This window comes from Rhizobium sullae (assembly GCF_025200715.1).
GTDB classification, from domain to species: Bacteria; Pseudomonadota; Alphaproteobacteria; order Rhizobiales; family Rhizobiaceae; genus Rhizobium; species Rhizobium sullae.
Map to the genome: position 1 here is coordinate 690,854 of NZ_CP104143.1, position 21,298 is coordinate 712,151.

General features: G+C 62.0%; 23 protein-coding genes. 13 read left to right on the plus strand and 10 right to left on the minus strand.

Going from position 1 to position 21,298, the window contains the following annotated elements; all coding sequences use genetic code 11:
* The first annotated feature begins 113 nt into the window (after positions 1 to 113).
* The 4 genes from N2599_RS03400 (at position 114) to N2599_RS03415 (ending at position 2,187) form a co-directional block, all read left to right on the plus strand.
* Positions 114 to 557, plus strand: coding sequence for a c-type cytochrome (locus N2599_RS03400; protein WP_027507583.1), 444 nt, complete (start codon positions 114 to 116; stop codon positions 555 to 557).
* Positions 558 to 659: 102 nt separating this feature from the next.
* Positions 660 to 1,574, plus strand: a complete 915-nt coding sequence (locus tag N2599_RS03405; protein WP_027507582.1) for a cytochrome c — start codon at positions 660 to 662, stop codon at positions 1,572 to 1,574.
* Positions 1,575 to 1,690: 116 nt separating this feature from the next.
* Positions 1,691 to 1,849 (plus strand): type II toxin-antitoxin system HicA family toxin, encoded by a 159-nt coding sequence (locus tag N2599_RS03410; protein WP_244915058.1) that lies wholly within the window; start codon positions 1,691 to 1,693, stop codon positions 1,847 to 1,849.
* Positions 1,846 to 2,187 carry a type II toxin-antitoxin system HicB family antitoxin gene (locus N2599_RS03415; protein WP_027507581.1) on the plus strand — a complete coding sequence of 114 codons (342 nt, stop codon included), beginning with the start codon at positions 1,846 to 1,848 and terminating at the stop codon, positions 2,185 to 2,187. Before N2599_RS03410 ends, N2599_RS03415 begins: the two co-directional genes overlap by 4 nt.
* Before the next feature lie 3 nt (positions 2,188 to 2,190).
* On the opposite strand, the gene N2599_RS03420 is transcribed toward N2599_RS03415, so the two are convergent.
* Together N2599_RS03420 and N2599_RS03425 are read right to left on the minus strand one after the other, a co-directional pair.
* A complete protein-coding gene (locus N2599_RS03420) occupies positions 2,191 to 2,769 on the minus strand; it encodes a type 1 glutamine amidotransferase family protein (protein ID WP_027507580.1) in 579 nt (192 codons plus the stop codon).
* Positions 2,770 to 2,803: 34 nt separating this feature from the next.
* Positions 2,804 to 3,379 carry a GNAT family N-acetyltransferase gene (locus N2599_RS03425; RefSeq protein ID WP_198521640.1) on the minus strand — a complete coding sequence of 192 codons (576 nt, stop codon included), beginning with the start codon at positions 3,377 to 3,379 and terminating at the stop codon, positions 2,804 to 2,806.
* A 222-nt stretch (positions 3,380 to 3,601) separates the two neighbouring features.
* Here N2599_RS03425 and N2599_RS03430 point away from each other — a divergent pair, with 222 nt between their 5' ends.
* From N2599_RS03430 to bla, 4 genes are all read left to right on the plus strand, one after another.
* The gene (locus tag N2599_RS03430; protein ID WP_156915187.1) at positions 3,602 to 3,871 is read left to right on the plus strand and encodes a hypothetical protein; all 270 of its coding nucleotides are present in this window, start codon (positions 3,602 to 3,604) and stop codon (positions 3,869 to 3,871) included.
* Between the two features lie 299 nt (positions 3,872 to 4,170).
* Positions 4,171 to 4,443 (plus strand): Ni(II)/Co(II)-sensing transcriptional repressor DmeR, encoded by a 273-nt coding sequence (gene dmeR, locus N2599_RS03435; protein ID WP_027507577.1) that lies wholly within the window; start codon positions 4,171 to 4,173, stop codon positions 4,441 to 4,443.
* A gap of 20 nt (positions 4,444 to 4,463) precedes the next feature.
* The gene (gene dmeF, locus N2599_RS03440) at positions 4,464 to 5,426 is read left to right on the plus strand and encodes a CDF family Co(II)/Ni(II) efflux transporter DmeF (RefSeq protein ID WP_027507576.1); all 963 of its coding nucleotides are present in this window, start codon (positions 4,464 to 4,466) and stop codon (positions 5,424 to 5,426) included.
* A gap of 77 nt (positions 5,427 to 5,503) precedes the next feature.
* Positions 5,504 to 6,394: a class A beta-lactamase gene (gene bla / locus N2599_RS03445; RefSeq protein WP_027507575.1), complete on the plus strand. Its 891-nt coding sequence runs from the start codon at positions 5,504 to 5,506 to the stop codon at positions 6,392 to 6,394.
* Between the two features lie 307 nt (positions 6,395 to 6,701).
* On the opposite strand, the gene N2599_RS03450 is transcribed toward bla, so the two are convergent.
* Positions 6,702 to 9,047, minus strand: a complete 2,346-nt coding sequence (locus tag N2599_RS03450; RefSeq protein ID WP_027507574.1) for a glucose/quinate/shikimate family membrane-bound PQQ-dependent dehydrogenase — start codon at positions 9,045 to 9,047, stop codon at positions 6,702 to 6,704.
* A 478-nt stretch (positions 9,048 to 9,525) separates the two neighbouring features.
* On the opposite strand from N2599_RS03450, the gene N2599_RS03455 reads away from it, so the two are divergent.
* Complete coding sequence (locus N2599_RS03455; RefSeq protein WP_027507572.1) at positions 9,526 to 10,029, plus strand: GNAT family N-acetyltransferase; 504 nt, start codon at positions 9,526 to 9,528, stop codon at positions 10,027 to 10,029.
* 6 nt (positions 10,030 to 10,035) lie between these two features.
* Here N2599_RS03455 and N2599_RS03460 read toward each other — a convergent pair whose 3' ends face one another.
* The 3 genes from N2599_RS03460 to N2599_RS03470 all read right to left on the minus strand — a co-directional run bounded on the left by N2599_RS03460 (position 10,036) and on the right by N2599_RS03470 (position 12,812).
* Complete coding sequence (locus N2599_RS03460) at positions 10,036 to 11,538, minus strand: protein adenylyltransferase SelO (RefSeq protein ID WP_100772603.1); 1,503 nt, start codon at positions 11,536 to 11,538, stop codon at positions 10,036 to 10,038.
* Between the two features lie 69 nt (positions 11,539 to 11,607).
* Entirely contained in the window at positions 11,608 to 11,847 is a 240-nt protein-coding gene (locus tag N2599_RS03465) for a hypothetical protein (protein WP_027507570.1), read from the minus strand.
* A gap of 8 nt (positions 11,848 to 11,855) precedes the next feature.
* Positions 11,856 to 12,812, minus strand: a complete 957-nt coding sequence (locus N2599_RS03470) for a homocysteine S-methyltransferase family protein (RefSeq protein WP_027507569.1) — start codon at positions 12,810 to 12,812, stop codon at positions 11,856 to 11,858.
* A 208-nt stretch (positions 12,813 to 13,020) separates the two neighbouring features.
* On the opposite strand from N2599_RS03470, the gene N2599_RS03475 reads away from it, so the two are divergent.
* Together N2599_RS03475 and N2599_RS03480 are read left to right on the plus strand one after the other, a co-directional pair.
* Positions 13,021 to 13,650 carry a TetR/AcrR family transcriptional regulator gene (locus tag N2599_RS03475; RefSeq protein WP_027507568.1) on the plus strand — a complete coding sequence of 210 codons (630 nt, stop codon included), beginning with the start codon at positions 13,021 to 13,023 and terminating at the stop codon, positions 13,648 to 13,650.
* Between the two features lie 56 nt (positions 13,651 to 13,706).
* Positions 13,707 to 13,979, plus strand: coding sequence for a ribbon-helix-helix domain-containing protein (locus N2599_RS03480; RefSeq protein WP_037140619.1), 273 nt, complete (start codon positions 13,707 to 13,709; stop codon positions 13,977 to 13,979).
* 184 nt (positions 13,980 to 14,163) lie between these two features.
* Here the strand turns inward: N2599_RS03480 and N2599_RS03485 are convergent, their stop codons facing one another.
* Positions 14,164 to 14,688: a DUF1697 domain-containing protein gene (locus tag N2599_RS03485; protein WP_027507566.1), complete on the minus strand. Its 525-nt coding sequence runs from the start codon at positions 14,686 to 14,688 to the stop codon at positions 14,164 to 14,166.
* 235 nt (positions 14,689 to 14,923) lie between these two features.
* Entirely contained in the window at positions 14,924 to 17,032 is a 2,109-nt protein-coding gene (locus N2599_RS03490; protein WP_027507565.1) for a S9 family peptidase, read from the minus strand.
* Between the two features lie 245 nt (positions 17,033 to 17,277).
* On the opposite strand from N2599_RS03490, the gene N2599_RS03495 reads away from it, so the two are divergent.
* Positions 17,278 to 17,667 (plus strand): DUF930 domain-containing protein, encoded by a 390-nt coding sequence (locus N2599_RS03495; RefSeq protein WP_027507564.1) that lies wholly within the window; start codon positions 17,278 to 17,280, stop codon positions 17,665 to 17,667.
* A gap of 302 nt (positions 17,668 to 17,969) precedes the next feature.
* Here N2599_RS03495 and N2599_RS03500 read toward each other — a convergent pair whose 3' ends face one another.
* Positions 17,970 to 19,136, minus strand: coding sequence for an AI-2E family transporter (locus N2599_RS03500; RefSeq protein WP_027507563.1), 1,167 nt, complete (start codon positions 19,134 to 19,136; stop codon positions 17,970 to 17,972).
* 176 nt (positions 19,137 to 19,312) lie between these two features.
* Here N2599_RS03500 and N2599_RS03505 point away from each other — a divergent pair, with 176 nt between their 5' ends.
* Positions 19,313 to 20,374, plus strand: a complete 1,062-nt coding sequence (locus N2599_RS03505; RefSeq protein WP_027507562.1) for a class I SAM-dependent methyltransferase — start codon at positions 19,313 to 19,315, stop codon at positions 20,372 to 20,374.
* A gap of 22 nt (positions 20,375 to 20,396) precedes the next feature.
* Here N2599_RS03505 and N2599_RS03510 read toward each other — a convergent pair whose 3' ends face one another.
* Complete coding sequence (locus N2599_RS03510) at positions 20,397 to 21,257, minus strand: VOC family protein (protein ID WP_027507561.1); 861 nt, start codon at positions 21,255 to 21,257, stop codon at positions 20,397 to 20,399.
* Positions 21,258 to 21,298 lie beyond the last annotated feature (41 nt).

The following is a 21,298-nucleotide window of genomic DNA, read 5'->3' on the forward strand; positions in this document are numbered from 1 at the left end:
CTTGTCATATCACCCACTTGTTACTTCTCGCCCTGTATAAATTTGCCATCATGCGGCCGCGAATGTCAGGTGCCGGTCTTCGAAAGACCTCGGTATCGAAGAGGAGTTGATCTATGAAATTCAAAGCAATTGCGGCGGCTGTGCTCGTCGCCGGCATGGGGGTGACGTCGGTTCTTGCGCAGGAAGGCACGCACGAATCGCGCTCGGCGTTGATGAAGAAGGTCGGCGGCTCCGCCGGCGCCATGACGGCAATCGCCAAGGGCGAAAAACCCTATGATGCCGAGGTGGTGAAGGCAGCGCTGACGACGATCTCCGAGACAGCCAAGGTCTTCCCCGACCAGTTCAAGCCGGGCACGGAAACCGGCGACAAGGCGGCGAGCCCGAAGATCTGGGAGAAAATGGATGACTTCAAGGCACGCGCCGCAAAGCTTGGTAGCGATGCCGATAAGATTCTCGCCCAGCTGCCGGCCGATGCCGCCGGCGTCGGCGGCGCGCTGAAGACGCTCGGCGCCAATTGCGGCGGCTGTCATGAGAATTACCGCATAAAGACGGATTGAGCCACAGGCCGTCCCTAATCCGATCCGCCGGCCGCGCCTGCCTTGCCGCAGGTGCGGACCGGTTTATCTTAGGCCGTGGCAGTCGCTGAAAAGGGGAGCGGCATGGTCCGCAGATTCATCCGGTTTGTGCTCTGTCTCGTCGGCGTCGTCGTCCTCGGCGGTGCGGCCTTCTATTTCGTCACGGCGCCGAACCCTTTGCCGGAAAGTCATTGGGCCGCTCTCGGACAGCCGGATGTGAAGAACGGCGAGACGGTCTTCTGGGCCGGCGGCTGCGTCGGCTGTCACGCCGCGCCGGGTTCCCAAGGCGACGCCAAGCTGACGCTGTCCGGCGGGCTTGCGCTGAGAAGCCCCTTTGGCACTTTCCACGTTCCGAATATCTCGCCGGACGAGAAGGCCGGCATCGGTTCTTGGACGCTCGCCGAATTCGGCAATGCCATGAAGCGCGGCATCGCCCCCGGTGGCCAGCACCTCTATCCGTCCTTCCCCTACGGCTCCTATGCGCGCATGAGCGACAAGGACGTCAACGACCTTTTCGGTTACATCAAGACGTTGCCCAAAAGCGGCAATGTCGCACCGCCGCACCAACTGCCGTTCCCTTATGATATCCGGCTTGCACTCGGCGGCTGGAAGTTCCTTTATTTCAACGACGCGCCCCGAATTGTGCTCGCCAACGCCGATGACAAGCTGAAGCGCGGCCAATATCTCGTTGAAGGCCCGGGCCATTGCGGCGAATGCCATACGCCGCGCAACACACTTGGCGGCTTCGAGCCGGACATGTGGCTTGCAGGCGCCCCCAACCCGGAGGGCCGGGGCCGCATCCCGAATATCACCCCGGCAGGGAAAGACGTCGGCTCCTGGAGCGAGTCCGACATCGCCAACTACCTCGAAACCGGCTTCACTCCGGACTTCGACACGGTTGGCGGGTCGATGGCTGAGGTCCAGCGGAGCCTCGCGCATCTGCCGAAAAGCGACCTCGAAGCCATCGCTGCGTATTTGAAGGCGGTGCCGAGCCGGTGATGCTTGCAAAAAGTGATAGCATCCGCATATCTTGCCGGCATGAACGGCCGGCAGCGGAAGACATTGGAAGCGATCTTTCGTGACCCCGTACCGATGTCGAGAGTCAGCTTATCGTAGTGGGATGTGCGGTCATCGAAGGCAACGGTTCGCGCGTCCGCTTCGACAAAGATGGTCAGTTGGCACTCTTCCATCGACCGCATCCGCCGAAGGAGGCGAAGCGCTATCAGATCAAGGACCCACGCCGCTTCCTGCAGGCGTTGGGAATAGAACCATGAACGTGATGAATTACCAAGGCTATGCCGCTCGCGTCGAGTTTGATGCCGAATGTGAGATTTTCTTTGGAAACATCGCCGGAATTTCGGATGTCGTCGGCTTTCATGCCGATACGGTGGATGGCCTGAAGGAGGCTTTCCACAAGGCCGTCGACGACTATATCGAAACCTGCCGCAAGCTGGGCAAGGAACCGCATAGGTCCTATTCGGGCAAGATGATGTTCCGTGTCGACCCAGAAGTCCATGCACGTGCGGCCAAGGCGGCGGAGCTAGCCGGCAAGAGCCTCAACCAATGGGCGGAAGAGATACTGTCGAGAGCGGCTGGAGAGACGGCCGCCTGAGCCTCACGCCGCCTTCGGCTGGTGCTCCGCGCCGAACATCAGGAGATACTGGTCGAGATCCTCGTTGCGGAAGTCGAGCGCCCGGTAGATTTCGGCGGCGAAGGTGGTGGGCGCCGAACCTGGAGCGGTGACCAGCATTCCGTCGCGCACCGCGGCCGGCACGTCCTTGTAATGTCGATGTCCGGAATAGCCGGGGAGGTCGGCAATAAAACGCAGGGCGTTGCTCGTATGCGCGGCATTGTTCAGCGCGCCCGCCTTGGCGAGCGCCAACGTCGCGCCGCAGATCCCCGCGACCAGTTTGCCGCGGGCCATGAAATCGTCGATGACGGGCTTCAGATCCGGCGCCTTTTCGGTCTCCCAGATCATCCCGCCGCACAGCACGAGCCCGTCGAAAGCTCCGGCCCCGAGCGCTTCGGCCGCCGTATCGGGCGTCACGCGCAGGCCGCCCATGGAACGGACCTCCGCACCGCCCGGCGCCGCCGTCACCACGTCGAAGCCGAATTCGGTGCGGGCGGAAGCCATCAGCTGTCCGACTTCCCAATCCGCGAAAGCTTCCGTCAGAACCACAGCAAGCCGTGTCATATGTCTCTCCCTCGTTCGTTGGAGCGGCGGGCGATCAAGCCAGCGCCTGCATATAGCGCATGCCCGTGACCGGACGAGGGGTGAAGTCCATATGCTGGTAGAAACGGTGCGCCTGGATGTTGCCGGTCGCAGCACTGACCGAGAGGTAATCGCAGCCGGCAGCCTTCGCGGTTTCCCGGGCGCGGTTGACGAGGTGCTGGCCGATGCCGTGGCCACGATGGCCGTCGCGCACGAAGAGGTGGTGCAGGTCCATGCCGCGCTTGCCTTCCTGCGCCCTGTAGAGCGGCACGAGGATGGCGTAACCGATCAACTCTTCATCGGTTTCGGCCACCAGCGCCGTGATCCACGGAACCGGGCCGAAGAGATCGCGCTCCAGCTGCTCGGGCGTGGCGGCGGCCGCGTCGCCGTGATGGGCGGCAAGTAGGGCGATCATCTCGTTGAGCGCCGGCAGGTCCCGTGGTTTTGCCGTGCGGATCGTCACTACCGGTGGTCGGAGCAATGAAATTTCGCTGTCTTCGGTTGCAATCATGGCCTTAGCGTCCTTGCTTGGTGTTCTGCCGTCAGGACGCTGCCGATACAACAAAGCCGCCTGACGGCGGCTTGTTGACAAAATGATCTGTCCGGCCGCCCTTTACAGGTACAGCCAAAAATACGTGCTGGTGATGTGCGCGTTCTCGATCATGCGCGATAGATTCTCCAGAACGCGCCGTTTGTCAATGGGCTGTCATCATCCATCAATACGGTCAATTAAGTTGTATAACGTGATGCTGCAGCTTTATCTAGAAATTCGGCAATTCCAGACGAACGCTTTTACGGAGGGCATCATGCGTTCGTGTCTGAGGAGGTGGAAGGATATCGCATTTTCGCGGTCACCGGTGTCAATGCCGATACGAAAGGCCCCTTGGGTTTCGCGGTTGAGCGCTACGACCCGACGGAAAACCAGCGCTATTTCGTCTATGGCATGAAGGTCTTCGCAAGCGTCATCCCGAAGCCGAACGAGAAGACCGTCGTCACCACCTGCGATCACCGGTGCAGAGCTTCGTCTGGGACGATTTCACGGCAAAGCTGGACCGGCGCTATGAGTATTTTTTCTATCCGCTGAAGGCAGACCGAAGAACATCCGGCGGCTTCTCGCTTCTTCCCAGCGGGGGTCCGAAGGGCGGGTCGAGACCCGTGGCGCGATCCCGGTTGATGTCCGAAGGTCAATGAGGGTGAGCAACGAAGGAGCGAACGTCTGGCGGCAAGCAAAGACGATGCCCACCGTCCCCCTCATCCGACCTTTCAGGCCCCTTCTCCTCGAGGGGAGAAGGGGGAATGTTGCAAGCGTCGCAGCCAGTTTCGCACTTCCCTTTCTCAATCATTGAATATACCATACCCCCCTATATTAACAAACGGCCCCTCATGTCCCACACCATCCGACAGAAGAAAAAGCTCATCGCCCGGGTCAGCCGCCTAAAGGGCCAGCTTGAGGCCGTCGAGCGCGCGCTGGAGGCGGACCGTCCCTGCGGCGATATCCTGCAACTGCTGGCCTCGATCCGCGGCGCGCTGAATGGGCTGACCGGCGAGGTGCTGGAAGATCACCTGCACGAGCACGTGTTGCACGCGGCCGACGAGAAGGCCCGCGCCGAGGCGGTCGAGGAAATTTCGCAAGTACTGCGGACCTACATCCGCTGACGACATCGAAGGAGCGCGCGATGAGCACACAAACGCTGGAACATGACCATGTCTTCCTGGGCGTCGACCACGAGCGCAACGAGCGCCGCGTCTGGTTCGTGATCGTGCTGACGGCGGTGATGATGGTTGTGGAAATCAGCGCTGGCACAATTTTCGGCTCCATGGCGCTCGTCGCCGACGGCTGGCATATGTCGACGCATGCAAGTGCGCTCTTGATCTCCGCGGTCGCCTATCTCTATGCCCGCAAAGAGGCCCGCAATCCGCGCTTTACCTTCGGCACCGGCAAGCTCGGCGACCTGGCGGGTTTCGCAAGCGCCATCATTCTCGCGATGATCGCGCTGCTGATGGCTTGGGAAAGCGTCCTGCGCATCGTCAATCCGGTGCCGATCAGCTTCGCACAGGCGATCGGCGTCGCCGTCATCGGCCTTGCCGTCAATCTCGTCAGCGCCTGGCTGCTCAATGACGACAACCATCATCACGGGCGTGGCCACCATCATCGCCACGGCGACCATGCGCATGCTGATCACGGCGACCACGCCCACGCCCGCGGGACCACCGACAACAATATGCGCGCCGCCTACACGCACGTCCTTGCCGATGCGCTGACCTCCGTGCTCGCAATTGCGGCCCTTTCCTTCGGCAGCCTTTACGGCTGGCTCTGGCTCGATCCGCTGATGGGCATCGCCGGCGGCCTCATCATCGCGCAATGGTCCTGGGGTCTGATGAAGTCTTCCGGCCGCGTATTATTGGATGCGATTGCCGATGGAGAGGAACTGCCCGGCGAAATCCGCAAAGTGATCGAAACCGGCAGTGACCGCATCACCGACCTGCACGTCTGGCAGGTCGGCCCGGGCCATCACGCCGCGATCGTTGCCGTCGCGACGTCCGAGCCGCGCGAGCCCGCCTTCTACAAGGCGAAGCTCGAAGCGCTGTACGAGCTGTCGCATGTAACCGTCGAGGTCACGCAACGACAGGCGGCTTGATGAAGCCGCAAACGTGACGGCAAGGCGCCACAATCGCGGCTTAGCTCTTTGTCTGTTGATTCAGCCGGAGTGATTTCATGAATGACTTTTCAATCCATCGCCGCCTGATCTTGAAGACGGCGATGCTTTTTCCCGCACTTTCCCTTGCCCCTTTCGCCCGCGCCTCCGGAACGGACGACGACATTGAGCGCCGGTTGGCGGGGCTTGAAAAGCGCACCGGCGGCCGGCTCGGCGTTTCGGTCATCGACACCGAGACGAAGGTCACGCTCGGCTATCGCGAAACCGAGCGCTTCCCGATGTGCAGCACCTTCAAGGTGCTTGCCTCGGCCATGGTGCTCTCGCGCGTCGACAAGGGCGAGGAAAATCTTGAGCGCCGCGTGATCTATCATGAGAGCAAGCTCGTCTCCTATTCGCCGGAAACGGAAAAACACGTCGGCGGTGAGGGGATGAGCGTTGCCGAACTCTGCAAGGCGGCGATTACGCTTAGCGACAACACCGCCGGCAACCTGCTGCTCGAAAGCTTCGGCGGCCCGGAGGCGCTGACCAAATGGCTGCGCTCGATTGGCGACCGCTCGACACGCCTCGACCGCTGGGAGACGGCGTTGAACGAAGGCAAGAAGGACGATCCGCGCGACACAACGACGCCAGATGCGATGCTGGACACGCTCGGCAATGTTGCGCTCGGCTCAGTGCTGTCCGAGCCCTCGCGCAACACGCTGATAGGGTGGATGATGGCAAACACCACCGGCGGCGCGCGCCTCCGTGCCGGTCTGCCGGGAAGCTGGAAGGTGGGCGACAAGACCGGCACCGGCAATAACGGCACCGCCGCAGACATCGCCATCACCTGGCCGAAGGGCCGCGGCCCGATCCTCGTGACGACCTATATCGCCGAGGCGACGGCACCGGTGAAGGAGTTGAACCCCGTCTTCGCCGAAGTTGCGAAGATAGTCGCGGGCATGGCGGGATAACCAGCAAATTCAAAAGCATGCGGCGAAGATATGAATCTACGCCGCATCGTCTTGAATCATTTTGCGAACTTGCACTAGCGAATTGGCGGAGTAGCGTGACGAAGGGATATCCCACTTATAATATTGGGGTATTGGAAGAGGACTTCCCATTGGCTCTCCACGTCGAAGATCGTGAAGTGGACGAACTGGCAGAACGACTCGCCGGCTTGAATAAAAAAAGCAAGACGGAGTCGTCAGGCAGGCGCTGCTGCGCGAGCTTGAGTGGGACCCTCTATGACGACTGCTCTCCAGCGGCCGCCCATAACGCCTACGGCAGCGTATAGGCGATCACGTAATCCCCCGGCTTCGTCCCCACCGACCCGTGTCCGCCGGCAACCATGACGACATATTGCTTGTTGTCGCTGGTTGTATAGGTCATCGGCGTAGCCTGACCACCGGCCGGAAGCCGCGCTTCCCACAGCTGGTTGCCGTTGGTAGCGTCATAGGCGCGCAGGTAGTTGTCGACGGCAGCGCCCAGGAAGGCGACCCCGCCCTTGGTGAGTATCGGCCCGCCGATGCCCGGCACGCCGAGCTTGAAGGGCAGCGGCAATGGCGTCATGTCGCGCACGGTGCCGTTCTTGTGCATATAGGCGATCTTGCCGGTCCTGAGATCGACGCCCGCGACATAACCCCACGGTGGCGCCTGGCAAGGGATTTGCAGCGGGCCGAGGAACGGTCCCATGAAGACGCCGTATGGCGCTCCGTCATTGCGGTTCAGGCCTTGTTCGCTGCCTTTTTCATCCTGCCCCTTCGGCGGGATTTCGGCCGCGGGAACGAGCCTCGAGGTAAAGGCGAGATAGGTCGGCATGCCAAACATGATCTGCCGCTCCGGATCGACCGCGACGCTGCCCCAGTTGAAGGTGCCGAAATTGCCCGGAAAGACTATCGTGCCCTCCACCGAAGGAGGCGTATAGCGGCCCTCGTATTTGTAGCGGTGCAGGGCGATGCGGCAGGCGAGCTGGTCGATGAGCGTGACCCCCCACATGTCCTTCTCCTGCAGCGGATCGGGCGAGAAGGTGAGGTCGGAGATCGGCTGGGTCGGCGCCGTATGGTCCTCGGCGATCGCACCGCCCGGTGCCGGGATTTCCTTGAAGGGAATGATCGCCTGGCCGGTGCGCCGGTCGAGAACGTAGATATCGCCCTGCTTCGTCGGGGCGACGAGAGCCGGAACGACACTGCCGTCGGGTTTCGTCATGTCGAAAAGCACGGGCTGCGCCGGCACGTCCATGTCCCAGAGGTCGTGATGGACGAACTGCTGCACCCATTTCAGCTGGCCGGTATTGATGTCGAGCGCGATGACCGAGGAGGAGAACTTCTCGACATTGGCGCTGCGGTTCATGCCGAGCTGATCCGGCACCTGATTGCCGAGCGGGATATAGACCGCTCCCAGCCCTTCATCGACGCTGAAGACGGACCAGCTGTTCGGCGAGTTGGTGACATAGGTCTGACCTTCGGGCAGGGGTGCGGTCTGGTCAGGATTGCCCGAATCCCAGTTCCAGATGAGCGCGCCCGTATTGATGTCGAAGGCGCGGATGACGCCGGATTGCTCCTGCGTCGAATAGTTGTCATTGACCGCCCCACCGATGATGAGCTTGCCCGCGACGGCGACCGGCGGCGAGGTGGAGTAGTAATAGCCGGCGGGATTATATTTCATGCCGGTTTCGAGATGCAGGACGCCCTTGTCGGCGAAGCTCTCGCAGACTTTGCCGTCGGCGGCATCGAGCGCGATCAGCCGCGCATCGGACGTCGGCAGGTAGACCCGCGCGGCGCAGGGCTGTGCGGCTGGGGTCGCTGGATCGGCATAATAGGTCACGCCACGGCAGGTCTGGTGCTGCCGGTCCGGGTTCATGCCGGAATTGGCATCGTATTTCCATTTCTCCTGGCCTGTCTTGGCGTCGAGCGCGATCGCCCAGTTGTGCGGCGTGCAGAGGTAGAGGGTGTCGCCGATCTTGAGCGGCGTCACCTGATAGGTCGTCTCGCCGATATCGTCGGGCCGCTTGACGTCGCCGGTCTGGTACTCCCAGGCGACTTTCAAATCCTTCACGTTGCCCTTGTTGATCTGGTCGAGCGGCGAATAGCGCTGGCCAAAAGGCGTGCGGCCATATTGATGCCACTCGCCGTCTGGCACATTGCCGCCGAAGGGCGGCGCGGCCGCCGCGACCTCATTGGGCAACTCGCCGGCAAGATCATGCGGATCGGTCGTCATCGAATAGCCGGCAACGAGAATGGCAATGATCACCGGCACGGCGAGCGGCCAGGGATTGGGATTGGCGGGGTAGGGAAGGCCGCTCGGGCTCGAAAACCCGAGCGGCCTTCGGATCCACGGCGTCAATAGCCAAAGCCCGAGCAGAATGATCAAGCCGCCGCGCGGCCCGAGCTGCCACCAGTCGAAACCGGCTTCCCATACGGCCCAGATCAGCGCCACGAGCACCAGCACCGCGTAGACCCACAGCGCCGCGGCCCTGCGCATGAAAAGCAGCGTAGCGGTAATGAGAAACATCAAGCCTGCAAACAGATAAAAAACGCTGCCGCCGAGCACCACGAGCCAAAGCCCGCCGCCGCCGAGTGCCAGTCCGATGATGAGAAAAAGGATGGAAGTAATGACGATCGCCATAAGGCCGGTCTCCCGCTGAGATGAGCTGGGCATGGGGGGATGCGGACAATTCCGCCGAATCAGCGACTTAGGGCGAAGGGGCTACCGTTCAATGGCCACAATTGGCGCAGGATGGCGTGGATGCCATGTTGCCGTAAACGTCGCGCGAGTGGGATGATCCTTTGAGGCGCTGCGGCTTCGCCTTCGGACAGCTCTGGATGAGCGAGGTGCCGCGGGCGCTGGCGATCAGCCCTCACCCTGAGGTGCAAGCCCGTGGGCGGCGCCTCGAAGGGCGAGGGCGGGTGATGAAGGTGTACGGTTTCCATGCGTCCCCCATCGGCCGACTCGATGAGGAAGATGGGGGCACTCACGTTTCTCAAAAACGCCCTGTCGTATTGCTTCTTCGGCACCTTCCGTTCAGCGTGAAGCGCGCGACGCCGCTCGCACGAAATATACAGCCGTGATATGCAATCGCATCATTGGATGGTGGGATCACGGGATGATTTCTGTTTCCAAGGCGGTTGGCGCGGCCGATTTCGAGATTGCCGCGGGATTCTGCGATGCGCTCGCGGCATGGGATGCAGCCGAGGTGCAGGCCTACGGCGTTGCTCCGGAAGAAGTGCTGGCCATGTACCACGGCGAAACCAGCAGTAGCCTGGCAGCAAGATACAGTGTGGCGGATGCCATGATGTTTATTGCCAGATGGGAGGGCGCGCCCGCGGGATGCCTGGCCTTTGCTCCATTCGATGACGCAACCATGGAGATTCGCAAGTTCTATGTCGATCCCGAATTCCGCGGCAAGGGCATCGGCAGTGCGCTGATGCGAGCGGTCCTGGCTGAAGTTGAAAAAGGCCATCGCCGCGCAATCGTGGCTCACACGACGGTTTATATGGGAAACGCGATCTCGGTCTACGAGGCCTTCGGCTTCACCCGCTGCCCGCCGTTCCGCCAGATGCCGGACAGCATTGCACACACCGAGGTCTTCATGTCGCGGCCGATCTGACGAGTATCACGTCCCGCAAAACGTCTGCAGCACCCGCTCTTCCGGCTTCGGCGGCTCCATGTAGGCCGCAAACATCGGCTGGTCCTCGTAAGGCTTGGAAAGAACCGTCAGCAGCGCTTCGAACAAGGAGAAGTCTCCGTCCTCGGTCGCGGCAATGATTGCCTGTTCGATGCGGTGATTGCGCGGGATGAAGGCGGGATTGACCTTGCGCATCGCGTCAGCACGCTCGGCTGGCGATTGTGGATCGCGCGAAAGCCGTTCCCGCCAGCGCGTGAGCCATTCGCCGCAGGCCTCCGGCTCGCGGAAGCTCGCGGTAAAGGCCGCTTCCTCCATCGCGTCGCCCGCAAGCGCTGAGAGGCGCCGGAAGGCCCGCGTGAAGTCGGCTTTTCCGGCCTCCATCAGCGCCAGTAGCGATTGGATCAGCTCCAGATCGCCGTCGTCCTCCGAGGCAAGCCCGATCTTGCGGCGCATGCCGGCAAGCCAATGCGCCTGGAACCGCTTGCCATAGCCCGTAATGACGTCGTTCGCGCGCTCGACGGCCTTGTCCTGATCAGCATCGAAGAGCGGCAGCAGTGTCTCGCCAAGGCGGGCGAGATTCCACTGGCCAATGCCGGGCTGGTTGGCATAGGCATAGCGGCCGTGATGGTCGATCGAGGAGAACACGGTTGCCGGATCATAGGCATCCATGAAGGCGCAAGGCCCAAAATCGATCGTCTCTCCGGAAACCGACATGTTGTCGGTATTCATCACGCCGTGGATGAAGCCGACATGCAGCCAGCGGGCAATCAGCGCCGCCTGCCGTTCGCAGACCGTCTCGTAGAGTGCGAGATAGGGGTTTTTTGCGGCCCTCAGCTCCGGATAATGCCGCTCGATCACGTAGTCGGCGAGCGCCTTGATGCCTTCTGCGTCGCCGCGGGCGGCGAAGAACTGAAAGGTGCCGACGCGGATATGGCTTGCCGCGACGCGGGTGAAAACGGCACCCGGCAGCACTTCCTCGCGGTAGACCGGCTGCCCGGTCGAAGCCGCCGCCAGTGCTCGCGTCGCCGGAATGCCGAGCGCATGCATCGCCTCGCTGACAATATATTCGCGAAGCACCGGCCCGAGTGCGGCGCGCCCGTCGCCGCGGCGCGAGAACGGCGTCTGTCCGGCGCCCTTCAGCTGGATGTCCCGCCGCTTGCCGTTCCTGTCGATCACCTCGCCGAGCAGGATCGCGCGCCCGTCGCCGAGCAGCGGCACGAAACCGCCGAACTGGTGCCCGGCATAGGCCATCGCCAGCGGCTCGGCGCCTTCGGGCAGGAGATTGCCGGAAAAAATCGCAGCACCGTCGCGCCTCAGCAAGTCCACGTCGAGGCCCAACTCGGTGGCGAGGTCCTCGTTCAGCTTGATCAGCCAAGGCTCCGCCGCCTGCGACGGCTCCTGCCGCGCAAAGAAGCGCTGCGGCAACCGCGCATAGCTGTTGTCGAATGGAAAGGTGCGCACTGGCGCGGTTTTTTCAAGAACGGAGGTCATGGCCCATAGGTAGGGCCGCTCCGCTGTGCATGCAAGCCGCACGGCAGCGGACACATCCGTCGCCATCGGTCACGGAGCATGCACCGGCCCCGATTTGTCGGGACCGGCTGGCTGATCTGCGACATGCGCATGGTACCCGTTCGGGCCGATGCCGATGTCCCGCAGCAGATGACCGTCGAGACCCTCGAAAGGCATCAGTCCGGCATCGAACAGCTCGAAGGCTTCGTGCTTGTGCCTGTGATGGCTGAAGGCATAGCGAACTGCTTCATGAAACAGATGGCTCGGCCGCCATTTCTGAATCGTAATCATGACACACCTCAGGCACTCGCAGCCTGCGGCGGCAGGCATGCTTCGCAGATGGCCGCGACATGCCGGTGATCGGTTCCGCAGCAGCCGCCGAGCACGCGCAGTTGCGGCATGCGGGACAACAACCTCCGGTAGCGGTTGCCGAGGTCGATCGGATCGCCGGCATCCAGCGTCTCGCTGTCATCGAGCTCGGCATGGCTCATCATCGAGGCATTGGCGCGGATGCCGTAAATACGCTTCACCCATCCGCTGCCGTGATCGAGCGCCGCCTCGAAATGCATCGGGTGGGCGCAGTTGATCATGTAATAGGCCGGCGCGCCGTCGGTCGCTGTGTCCGTCGTTTCGATCGCATCCTGGATGCTGCGGCCGGTCACCAGCCTGCCATCGGTTTCCACCGTGAAGGAGATCGCAGATGGCATGCGATGCGCCTTGGCTGCGCGGGCAATCCCGATCGCCTCGTCGATATTAGTGAGCGTGAAGGCCGCCACCATGTCGGCTTCCGACCCGGCGAAAGCTGCAATCTGCTCGCCGTGGTAGTCCTCGGCTTCCGACGCGCTCGTCGCGCCCGCCTTGTAGCCGTCGCCGCGCGGGCCGATCGCGCCGCTGATGACGATCGGCATCTGCGGCCGCTCGTATTCGCGCCTGAGCTCAACAAGCAGGTCCACGGCCGCCTCGTTTGCAGCCTTCAGTGCTTGCGGTGAATAGCCGAGCCTGTTGCCCCAATCGGCATTGGCCCGCCATGTCGCCGTGTCGAGCACGAAACCGATGCCGTGCCGCCGGGCGATGTCGAGATAGCGCCTGTAGTATTCCGCCATTTTCCGCCGCCCTTCCGGCGAGGCGAGAAGAACGAAGGAAGCAAAATGCGGAAGCTCCATGCCCTCGTGGAAGATCAGCGTGGTTTCCATGCCGCCGTCGGTGATGAATGTTCCGCCGCTCAACTGCGGCAGTCTGTCTCTGTATTTGCTCATCTGTAGGCCCGCCCTCATTTTGACCGGTCGGATCGATCGGCCGGGTGAAATTTCTCCTCCTTTAGAGCCTGCTAAACTAGCCTGCTTGCGGTATACTGGTGGCGATTTCCAGGGTTGACGATTTGAATCAATCGGTTGGGAGGATGAGGCGGCATGGGTGATGCGTTGGGCCGCGATGAAAACTGTACCGGCGGTACAGGAGGGGTTTATGCGCAAGGGCGAGGAAACGAGAACCCGCATTCTCGACGTGGCGGAGGCGGCCGTGCTCCAGAAGGGTTTCGGCGGCACCTCCATCGAGGAGCTGATCGCCGAGACCGGCATCACCAAGAGCGGGTTCTTTTATCATTTCAAGGACAAAAACGAGCTCGCGAAAGCGTTGCTTAACCGCTACATCGAAAACGACGAGCGGATCTACGACGAAATATTCAGCCGCGCCCGCGACCTGGTGGACGATCCGCTGCAATCCTTCTTGCTCGGCCTCAAGCTCCTGTCCGAGCTGCTCTCCGATCTGCCGAACGGGCATCCCGGCTGCCTCGTCGCGACCGTCTGCTATTACGAACGGCTCTTCGATCGCGAGATCCGGGAGACAAACCGGAACGCGGTGCTCGCCTGGCGCCGCCGCTTCCGCGGCATGTTCGAAGAGATCGTGGCCGTCTACACGCCGCGCGAGCCGGTGCAGATCGATCAACTTGCCGACATGGTCTCCTCCGTCCTGGAGGGCGGCATTGTGCTGTCGAAGACGCTCAAGGAACCGAATACGCTTGCCGAGCAGATCCTGATGCTCAGAACGTTCGTCAAGCTGCTGTTCCAACCGGCAGCGGAGGTGTCGAGGGGGTAGGCTAGGGATCGGAACGAAGATGACAGCGTGGCTTCGGCACCGGCGATGCAGACGCTTTGAACGAGAAACTCAATATCGAGCTGACCTCGCGACAGGCAGAGAGCCTGTGCCGGCTCATTGCATCCGGCGAATATGAAAAGCCCGATGAAATTCTTGCCGAAGCGCTTGACAAATGGCTGCTGTGGCATAGCGCCGAATTCGGCGACGCCGCCGTTCTGAAAAAGCTGTGGGATCAGGAAATAGCAAGCGGACCTGGCGAACCACTTGATGTCGGTAAGCTGCGTGAGGAAGCGCGCAATCGACTGGAAGCGGCCAACCGTGGTCGTTGACGTCAGATGGACACCACAGGCGGGTGATGACCTCGACGTCCCGATCTTCAGGAAGATGCGCGGATGCTGGTCGAGGCGCGCTATATTCGTCTTTATAGGCTGGTGCCTGACGGTGAGCCGTTGACTATATCGAAATCGTCCGCGTCTTTGATGGTCGCCGCGATCTTGAAAAATTGCTGCAGCGCTAACTGCCATCCTCCATCGCCGCTGCCATCTCGGCGAGCTTGCGCACGGTATTGAGGTTCCGTGACGTTCCCGCCTTGAGCGCCGGCAGCTTGAGCTTCGATTTGCCGGAGCCGATCGGATAGTGCACGTAGATTTCGTGGCCGGAAATCACAGCTTCCTCGCCATCCGGCGCCACCATCTGCTCCAGAGCGTCGGCAGGCGCCATGTCGGGTAAGAAGTTGACCAGCAGGAAATTCGGCTTGGCATCGGGGAAGGGCGCCTCGTCGACGATCTTCTGCAATTCGTTGCGGTTGCGGATCATCACGCCCGGCTTCTTGCCGAACTTCTTGGCCAGAGCCTCGTCGAGCTTTTCGCCGACTGCCTGTTCGCTTTCATCCGAAAGGAACACAACGTTTCCGCTCTGGATGTAGGTCCGGACATGCTCGAAGCCGAGCCCTTCGCAAATGCCCTTCAACTCCGCCATCGGCAGCGCGCCGGTGCCGCCGACATTCACGGCTCGAAGCAAGGCGACGTAGACTGGCATTTTGTCCTCCTCAAAGTGCCTGTATCAAGCCCCTCTGCCCCGCCGGGCATCTCCCCCACAGGTGGGGAGATCGGCTGGCTGCACCGGCTTCCTCAAACATTAAGCGGTTCAGCGCGGCTTCAATCAGCGATCATCCTGGCTTGGGGTTCAAGAGGCGGGATGCCGTGGCCACCAGTGATCTCCCCCATATCGGGGAGATGCCCGGCAGGGCAGAGGGGGAGGCCACACGGCAAACTCACACCTTCCCCGCCACTTTGATCGCGAACGCATACTCAAACGCAATCTCCTCCAGCCGTTGGAAGCGGCCGGCGGCGCCGCCGTGGCCGGCATCCATGTTGGTCTTGAGCAGGACCGGCGCCGCGCTTGTGGTCTTGTCGCGGAGCCTGGCGACCCACTTTGCCGGCTCCCAGTATGTGACGCGCGGGTCGGTCAGGCCGCCGAGCGCCAGGATCGGCGGATAGGCTTTTTCGCCGATATTGTCGTAGGGGGAATAGGAGGCGATCTGCTCGTAGTGTTCCTTGCTCTCGATCGGATTGCCCCATTCCGGCCACTCCGGCGGCGTCAGCGGCAGAGTGTCGTCGAGCATTGTGTTCAGCACGTCGACGAAGGGAACGGCGGCGATGATGCCCGCGAACTTCTCCGGCGCCATGTTGGCAATGGCGCCCATCAGCATGCCGCCCGCCGATCCGCCCTCGGCGACGATCTTTGCGTAGGAGGTGAACTTCTGCTGATTCAGATAGTCAGCGGCGGCGATGAAGTCCTTGAACGTATTGGTCTTGAAGGCCATCTTGCCGTTCTCGTACCAGGCGAAACCCTTGTCCTTGCCGCCGCGGATATGGGCGATGGCATAGACGAAACCGCGGTCGGCGAGCGACAGGCAGTTGGTATTGAAGCCGGCCGGAATGCTGATCCCGTAAGCGCCGTAGCCGTAGAGAAGGCAGGGCGCCGAACCGTCGAGCGGCGTGTCCTTGCGGTAAAGCAGGGTAACCGGCACCTTTTCGCCGTCCCATGCCGGCGCAAAGACCCGGCGGGTGACGTAGTCGTCCGGATTGTGGCCCGACGGCACTTCCTGCGTCTTCAACAGCGTCCGCTCGCGCGTCACCATGTTGTAGTCGTAGAGCTGCGAGGGCGTCGTCATCGACGAATAGGAAAAGCGGATGACGTCGGTGTCGTATTCCGCAGCGCCTTGCAGCCCGAGCGAATAGGCTTCCTCGGCAAAGGCGATCGCATGTTCCTCGCCGGTCTTGCGGTCGCGGACGATGATCTGCGGCAGGCCGTCCTTGCGCTCCAGCCACAGCAGGTGGCGGGCATAGGCCATATGGTTGATAATCAGCGTGCCCGTCTTGTGCGATACGACCTCGCGCCAGTTTTCCTTGCCGGGATTGTCAACCGGCGCTTCCATGATCTTGAAATCCTTGGCGCCGCCGTCGTTGGTGAGGATGTAGAAGACATCGCCGCCTTCCGTCAGCGTATACTCGATGCCGGTCTCGCGCTTCGCCACGAGCTTCGGCTGGGCCGTCAGGTCCTTGGTCGAGAGCAGCCGGTATTCGCTGGTTTCATGGTCGTGGATGTCGATGTAGATGAAGTCGTCGAGCAGCGAGCCGCCGACGCTCATGAAGAAGCCGGCATCCTGTTCCTCGTAGACCAGCCGGTCTTCGCTCTGCGGTGTGCCGACGATGTGGTGGAACACCTTGGAGGGCCGGTGGTTCTCGTCGAGCGCCGAATAGAAGAAGCTCCTGCCGTCCGGTGCGAAGACTCCGCCGCCGCCGGTGTTCTCGATCACGTCGGCCATGTCCTCGCCGGTCGAAAGATTGCGCACCTTGAGCGTGAAGAATTCCGATCCCTTGTCGTCATAGCCCCAGATGCCGCGGCTGTGGTCGGTGGAGTGGTCGAGGCCGGCGAGCCGGAAATAGGATTTGCCGATCGCCTCCTTATCGCCGTCGAGCAGAACGGTGCGGATCGTCTCGTCCTTGACGTCGCCGTCGCGCGGGATGCGGAAATAGCGCGGCTGTTCGCCGCCGGTTACGAAGAAGGTGCCGTAGGCGTGAGCGCCGTCCTTCATCGGCACCGAGCTGTCGTCCTCCTTGATGCGGCCGCGCATCTCGGCAAAGAGCGTCTTCTGCAGCGGCTTGGTGTCTTCCATCGCCGCGTTCATATAGGCGTTTTCCGCCTCCAGGTACCTGCGGATTTCGGGGTCGAGGATCGACGGATCCTTGAACATCGCCTGCCAGTTGCCGGCGCGCAACCAGGCATAGTCGTCCGTCCGGGTAATGCCGTGGCGGGTATCTGAAACGGGCTTCTTGGCGGCGGCAGGCGGGGTCGGCAGGTTCTTGAAAACAGACAAGGAAAAGCTCCGGATCGGAATTGCGGGGTGGAAAAGAGATAGAGGTGCGGGCGGCCCGGATCAAGCGCCAAGGCAGGTCTCGGGGCGCCTGCGGCAAAATCGAAGCTTTCCTCATGTGCCTTGATGTCACCACATTATTTAACAAAGTCCGCTACCGTCGCGCGGAATTTACGCTTCGTTCTGGCTTGGGCTGAGGACCAGGACCGGTCGGATTCCGCCATGAGCATGCAGAGGAATTTGCCGTAATGCCGAAATGCCTGGTCCTGTCTTTGTCTCTCGTCAGCCTTGCCTCTTCCGCCTTCGCGGTCGATCCGGCCATCAAGAAGCAGCTGGAAAAACTCGATCCCGCCACCCGCCTCGAACAGAGCTGCGACACCGAGGCGATGAGCCGCATCAACAAGGACAAGACCGGATTCAAGCCGGATAAGGTGATCGCCTACACCTTCAAGGACCCGATTCCCGGCGACGACAAGCTCGAAGCCCCGGGCGCCGTTTTCCGCAGCCACGGCGACTGGTATCACCTGTCCTACACCTGCATCACCGGCCCGCAGCACATCAACGTGCGCGAACTGCAGTACGAGATTGGAGAGAAAGTGCCGCGGGAAAAGTGGAGCACGTATTATTTGTATGACTGAGGGCCGGGGCGTGGCTTGATGCGCTGCCTTCGCCCCTTGCTCCCCTCATCAGGTCAGCGAGGGGATGGGAAGGCAGCACTCTCGGCACTTCCATCGCAGTGAGGGGGCGGCAAACACGGCGTCTCTGTTTGGCGCTGCCCTTTTCCGTCATCCCTGTGCCAGTGCCAGCCACCGCGCGTCCGCGCGGTGAATAACTCTCTTCCCACATCAAATGAGTCTCCATGCGCCCAAGGACCTGGGCGCACTGGATTCCTGTGACAGGCACACGAATGAGGAGTAGGAGAGACGCGTCCCGCCCCGAATTACTTCGGCAATTGCGGCTGCACCTTTTCCTCGATGAAGAGTTCCTCGATGATCGTCATGACGATCAGCGACAGCGGCAAGGCGAGCATGGCGCCGACCGCGCCCCACATCCATGTCCAAAAGATGATGGCGACGAAGACGATGAAGGGATTGATCTCCAGCCGCCGCCCCATGACGGCGGGGAAGACCAGGTTTTCCATGACGAGGTGAACGACGAAGAAGGCAGCCGCTGGCAGAAGGCCGAGGATGATGCCGTCATGGGTAAGGATGCCCGCGACCGCGATTGCAAAGGTCATCATGGTGATGCCGAGATAGGGAACGAAGCTCGAAAGGAAGGCGAAGAAGCCCCAGAGCACCGGGGCCGAAAGTCCGCCCGCCCAGGCGATCATCGCCATGGCGACGCCGAGCCCCGCATAGATGACCGAGGCAGTCGCGAAATAGAAACCGAGCACCTGCTCGACGGAGCTGATGACACGGATGGCTGCGAGCCGCTGCCGCCGCGTCCGGAAGGCCAGGATGATCGTCCGGCGCAGCTTGACACGTCCCGAAAGGAAGAGCAGCAGCGCCGCAAAGAAGATCAGCGCCTGCACCAGCGCCGGTGTCAGGTTCGTTGTCACCAGATGCAGCACATTGCCGGTGTTTTCGAGCAGCGCGTCGATCGACACCGGCCCGCTCTCAAAGGTCGCCGGCGTAATGCGCAGCCAGCGTATCTGCTCCAGATGGGGCATGATCCGGTTGATCGTTCGTTCGATGAATGCCGGAGCCTCGTTGGCCAGCGTCGTCAAGGGTTCGGCGAGCGAATTGGCGAGTAGGAGAATCACCAGCGCAACGGCGCTGGAAAGGATGACGGCATTGGTGACCGGCGGCACGCCGAGCTTGCCCAGTTTCTCCGCCGCCATGCCGAGGATCATGCCGACGACGACGGCAAGCGTCACGGGGATGAGGATCAGCGACATCTGGTAGACGGCGGTAAGGCTAAGGATTGCGAAGATGCCGATGACCGCCCAGGCCATGCTCACGTCGAGCGCGTCCTTCTCGACGCGGTGCGCCGGCGCCTGCGGCATTTCTTCCGTCGCGGTGGTCAGCGTTTCTTCCCATGCGCTCGTCGGCCGCTCGCCGATTGCGATTTTCTTCGCATGTTTCCGGATGCCATTGGCGAAGCGCATTTATGGAATGTTCCCGAAAGCCCCATTAACTCAAAACGAAAACGCACGGAATGCGTGTTGGTTCCGGCGGCGCCAGGTTGCCTGACCGCTACTCAGTTTGGGCAAATTGACAACCGCGAGGCAGGCTCAGAATAATTCTCGAGGGCTGGTTTTTCCTCGTCGCAATGGAGGGTGACATGCGCGGTCCCGATATCAAGAAGCTCGATGCACTCGTCGAACGGCTGGTCGGCGATGTCGGAGCCGCGGTTTCCGGCGCGCTCGTTGTGCTCGGCGATGATCTCGGCTTGTTCAAGGCTTTAGCGGACGGCGAGCCGCGGGATGTGGCGCGCCTCGCGAAGGAGACCGGACTGAAGGAGCGCTATCTCCGCGAATGGCTCTCGGCAATGGCCGCGGCCGATTACATAACCTATGACGAGGGGACGGACCGCTTCCATCTCACGCCCGAGCAGGCGATGGTGTTTGCGCAGGAGGATAGCCCCGCCTTCTTCGCCGGCGCCTTCCAGGTGACACAGTCGATGTGGATGGACGAGCCGAAGATCGCCGAAGCCTTCCGCAACGGACAGGGTGTCGGCTGGCATGAACACAGTGCCTGCCTCTTCCGCGGCACTGAACGCTTCTTCCGGCCCGGCTACAACACCCATCTGATTTCGAGCTGGATACCGGCGCTGGACGGCGTTGAAGCCAAACTCATCGCGGGAGCCAAGGTCGCCGATGTCGGCTGCGGCCACGGCGCTTCGACGATCCTGATGGCGCAAGCCTATCCCGCCTCGCGTTTCTTCGGTTTCGATTATCACGCGCCCTCGATCGAACGAGCCAGGGCCACGGCCGAAGGGGCAGGCGTCGCCGACCGTGTCACCTTCCAGCAGGGCACTGCGGCCGAATTCGCCCCTCAGGGTTATGACATGGTCGCGATGTTTGACTGCCTGCACGACATGGGAGACCCCGTCGGCGCCGGCCGTCATGTCAAGGAAACGCTGGCGCCCGGCGGGACCTGGCTGATCGTCGAGCCGTTTGCCCACGACAATCTGAAGGACAACCTCAATCCGATCGGCCGCGTTTATTACGGTGCTTCGACGATGATCTGCACCCCGGCGTCGCTGTCGCAGGAGGTCGGCCTCGGCCTCGGCGCTCAGGCGGGCGAGATAAGGCTCAGGAAAGTGGCGCTCGATGCCGGCTTCTCGCATTTCCGCCGCGCGACGGAAACGCCGTTCAACATGGTGTTCGAAGCGCGAGCGTAACGGGACTGCCGAGACCGTCGCCTCAAGCCGAAAGCGTCAGCCCGATGCCCCAGGGATCCTTGAGGAACACGCCGCCGTCGCGCTTGTCGTTCTTGATCTCCAGCCGCTCGAGCGCCGCCACCGCATTGTCGAGCGCGGCTTTGTCGTTGAAGCGCAGCGTGTAGCCGGAAAGGCCGGTCATGCCCTCGGTGCGGGCGCCGGCGCCGCGGCTGTTCCAGATGTTGGCGGCGACATGGTGATGGTAGCCGCCGGTCGCAAAGAAGCTTGCGCCGGGGTAGCGCGCCATCAGCGTCAGGCCGAGGACGTCGCGATAGAACGCGTCGGCTTCCGGAATGTCGCCGACCTGCAGATGGATGTGGCCGATCGCGGTGCCGTCGGCCATGCCGCCCCAGGCATCCTCCGGCGCGCTGTCGTAGAGCGCCTGCAGGTCAAGGCGGATCGTCGCCATTTCCACCTGTCCGTCCTCGTGAAATTTCCACGCCTCGTGCGGCCGGTCGGCATAGATCTCGATGCCGTTGCCTTCGGGATCGGAGAGATAGATGGCCTCGCTGACGAGATGGTCGGAAGCCCCGTCGAGCACGACATTGTTGTGCGCCGCATGGCGCAGCCAGCAGGCAAGTTCCGTGCGGTTCGGCATCAGGAAGGCGGTGTGGAAGAGGCCGGCGGCATTGCGCGGGGCGATCTGCGCTTTGCTGTCGGTGGTCAGCGTCAGCAGCGGCAGGCCGTTCACGCCGAGCACGTCGCCGCTTGGCGCCTTCTCGATCACCTTGAGGCCGAGCATCGACTGATAGAAGCCCGAGACCAGCGGCAGGTCGGTGACGACCAGATGCGACTGGTCGACATAGGCAGGCTGCGTCAGCGCATAGGAGGTTTCCGTCGTCATCAATTGATCTCCCGCCATGGATGGGAAAGGCTTATGGGCGG

Bases quoted from the DNA above. Each gene is read 5' to 3' on its own strand.
- bla (WP_027507575.1), top strand. From the start codon at position 5,504: ATGAATGACTTTTCAATCCATCGCCGCCTGATCTTGAAGACGGCGATG.
- N2599_RS03495 (WP_027507564.1), top strand. From the start codon at position 17,278: ATGCCGAAATGCCTGGTCCTGTCTTTGTCTCTCGTCAGCCTTGCCTCT.
- N2599_RS03475 (WP_027507568.1), top strand. From the start codon at position 13,021: ATGCGCAAGGGCGAGGAAACGAGAACCCGCATTCTCGACGTGGCGGAG.
- dmeR (WP_027507577.1), top strand. From the start codon at position 4,171: ATGTCCCACACCATCCGACAGAAGAAAAAGCTCATCGCCCGGGTCAGC.
- N2599_RS03455 (WP_027507572.1), top strand. From the start codon at position 9,526: ATGATTTCTGTTTCCAAGGCGGTTGGCGCGGCCGATTTCGAGATTGCC.
- N2599_RS03415 (WP_027507581.1), top strand. From the start codon at position 1,846: ATGAACGTGATGAATTACCAAGGCTATGCCGCTCGCGTCGAGTTTGAT.
- N2599_RS03450 (WP_027507574.1), bottom strand. From the start codon at position 9,047: ATGGCGATCGTCATTACTTCCATCCTTTTTCTCATCATCGGACTGGCA.
- N2599_RS03510 (WP_027507561.1), bottom strand. From the start codon at position 21,257: ATGACGACGGAAACCTCCTATGCGCTGACGCAGCCTGCCTATGTCGAC.
- N2599_RS03505 (WP_027507562.1), top strand. From the start codon at position 19,313: ATGCGCGGTCCCGATATCAAGAAGCTCGATGCACTCGTCGAACGGCTG.
- dmeF (WP_027507576.1), top strand. From the start codon at position 4,464: ATGAGCACACAAACGCTGGAACATGACCATGTCTTCCTGGGCGTCGAC.
- N2599_RS03500 (WP_027507563.1), bottom strand. From the start codon at position 19,136: ATGCGCTTCGCCAATGGCATCCGGAAACATGCGAAGAAAATCGCAATC.
- N2599_RS03485 (WP_027507566.1), bottom strand. From the start codon at position 14,688: ATGCCAGTCTACGTCGCCTTGCTTCGAGCCGTGAATGTCGGCGGCACC.
- N2599_RS03420 (WP_027507580.1), bottom strand. From the start codon at position 2,769: ATGACACGGCTTGCTGTGGTTCTGACGGAAGCTTTCGCGGATTGGGAA.
- N2599_RS03465 (WP_027507570.1), bottom strand. From the start codon at position 11,847: ATGATTACGATTCAGAAATGGCGGCCGAGCCATCTGTTTCATGAAGCA.
- N2599_RS03405 (WP_027507582.1), top strand. From the start codon at position 660: ATGGTCCGCAGATTCATCCGGTTTGTGCTCTGTCTCGTCGGCGTCGTC.
- N2599_RS03400 (WP_027507583.1), top strand. From the start codon at position 114: ATGAAATTCAAAGCAATTGCGGCGGCTGTGCTCGTCGCCGGCATGGGG.
- N2599_RS03460 (WP_100772603.1), bottom strand. From the start codon at position 11,538: ATGACCTCCGTTCTTGAAAAAACCGCGCCAGTGCGCACCTTTCCATTC.
- N2599_RS03470 (WP_027507569.1), bottom strand. From the start codon at position 12,812: ATGAGCAAATACAGAGACAGACTGCCGCAGTTGAGCGGCGGAACATTC.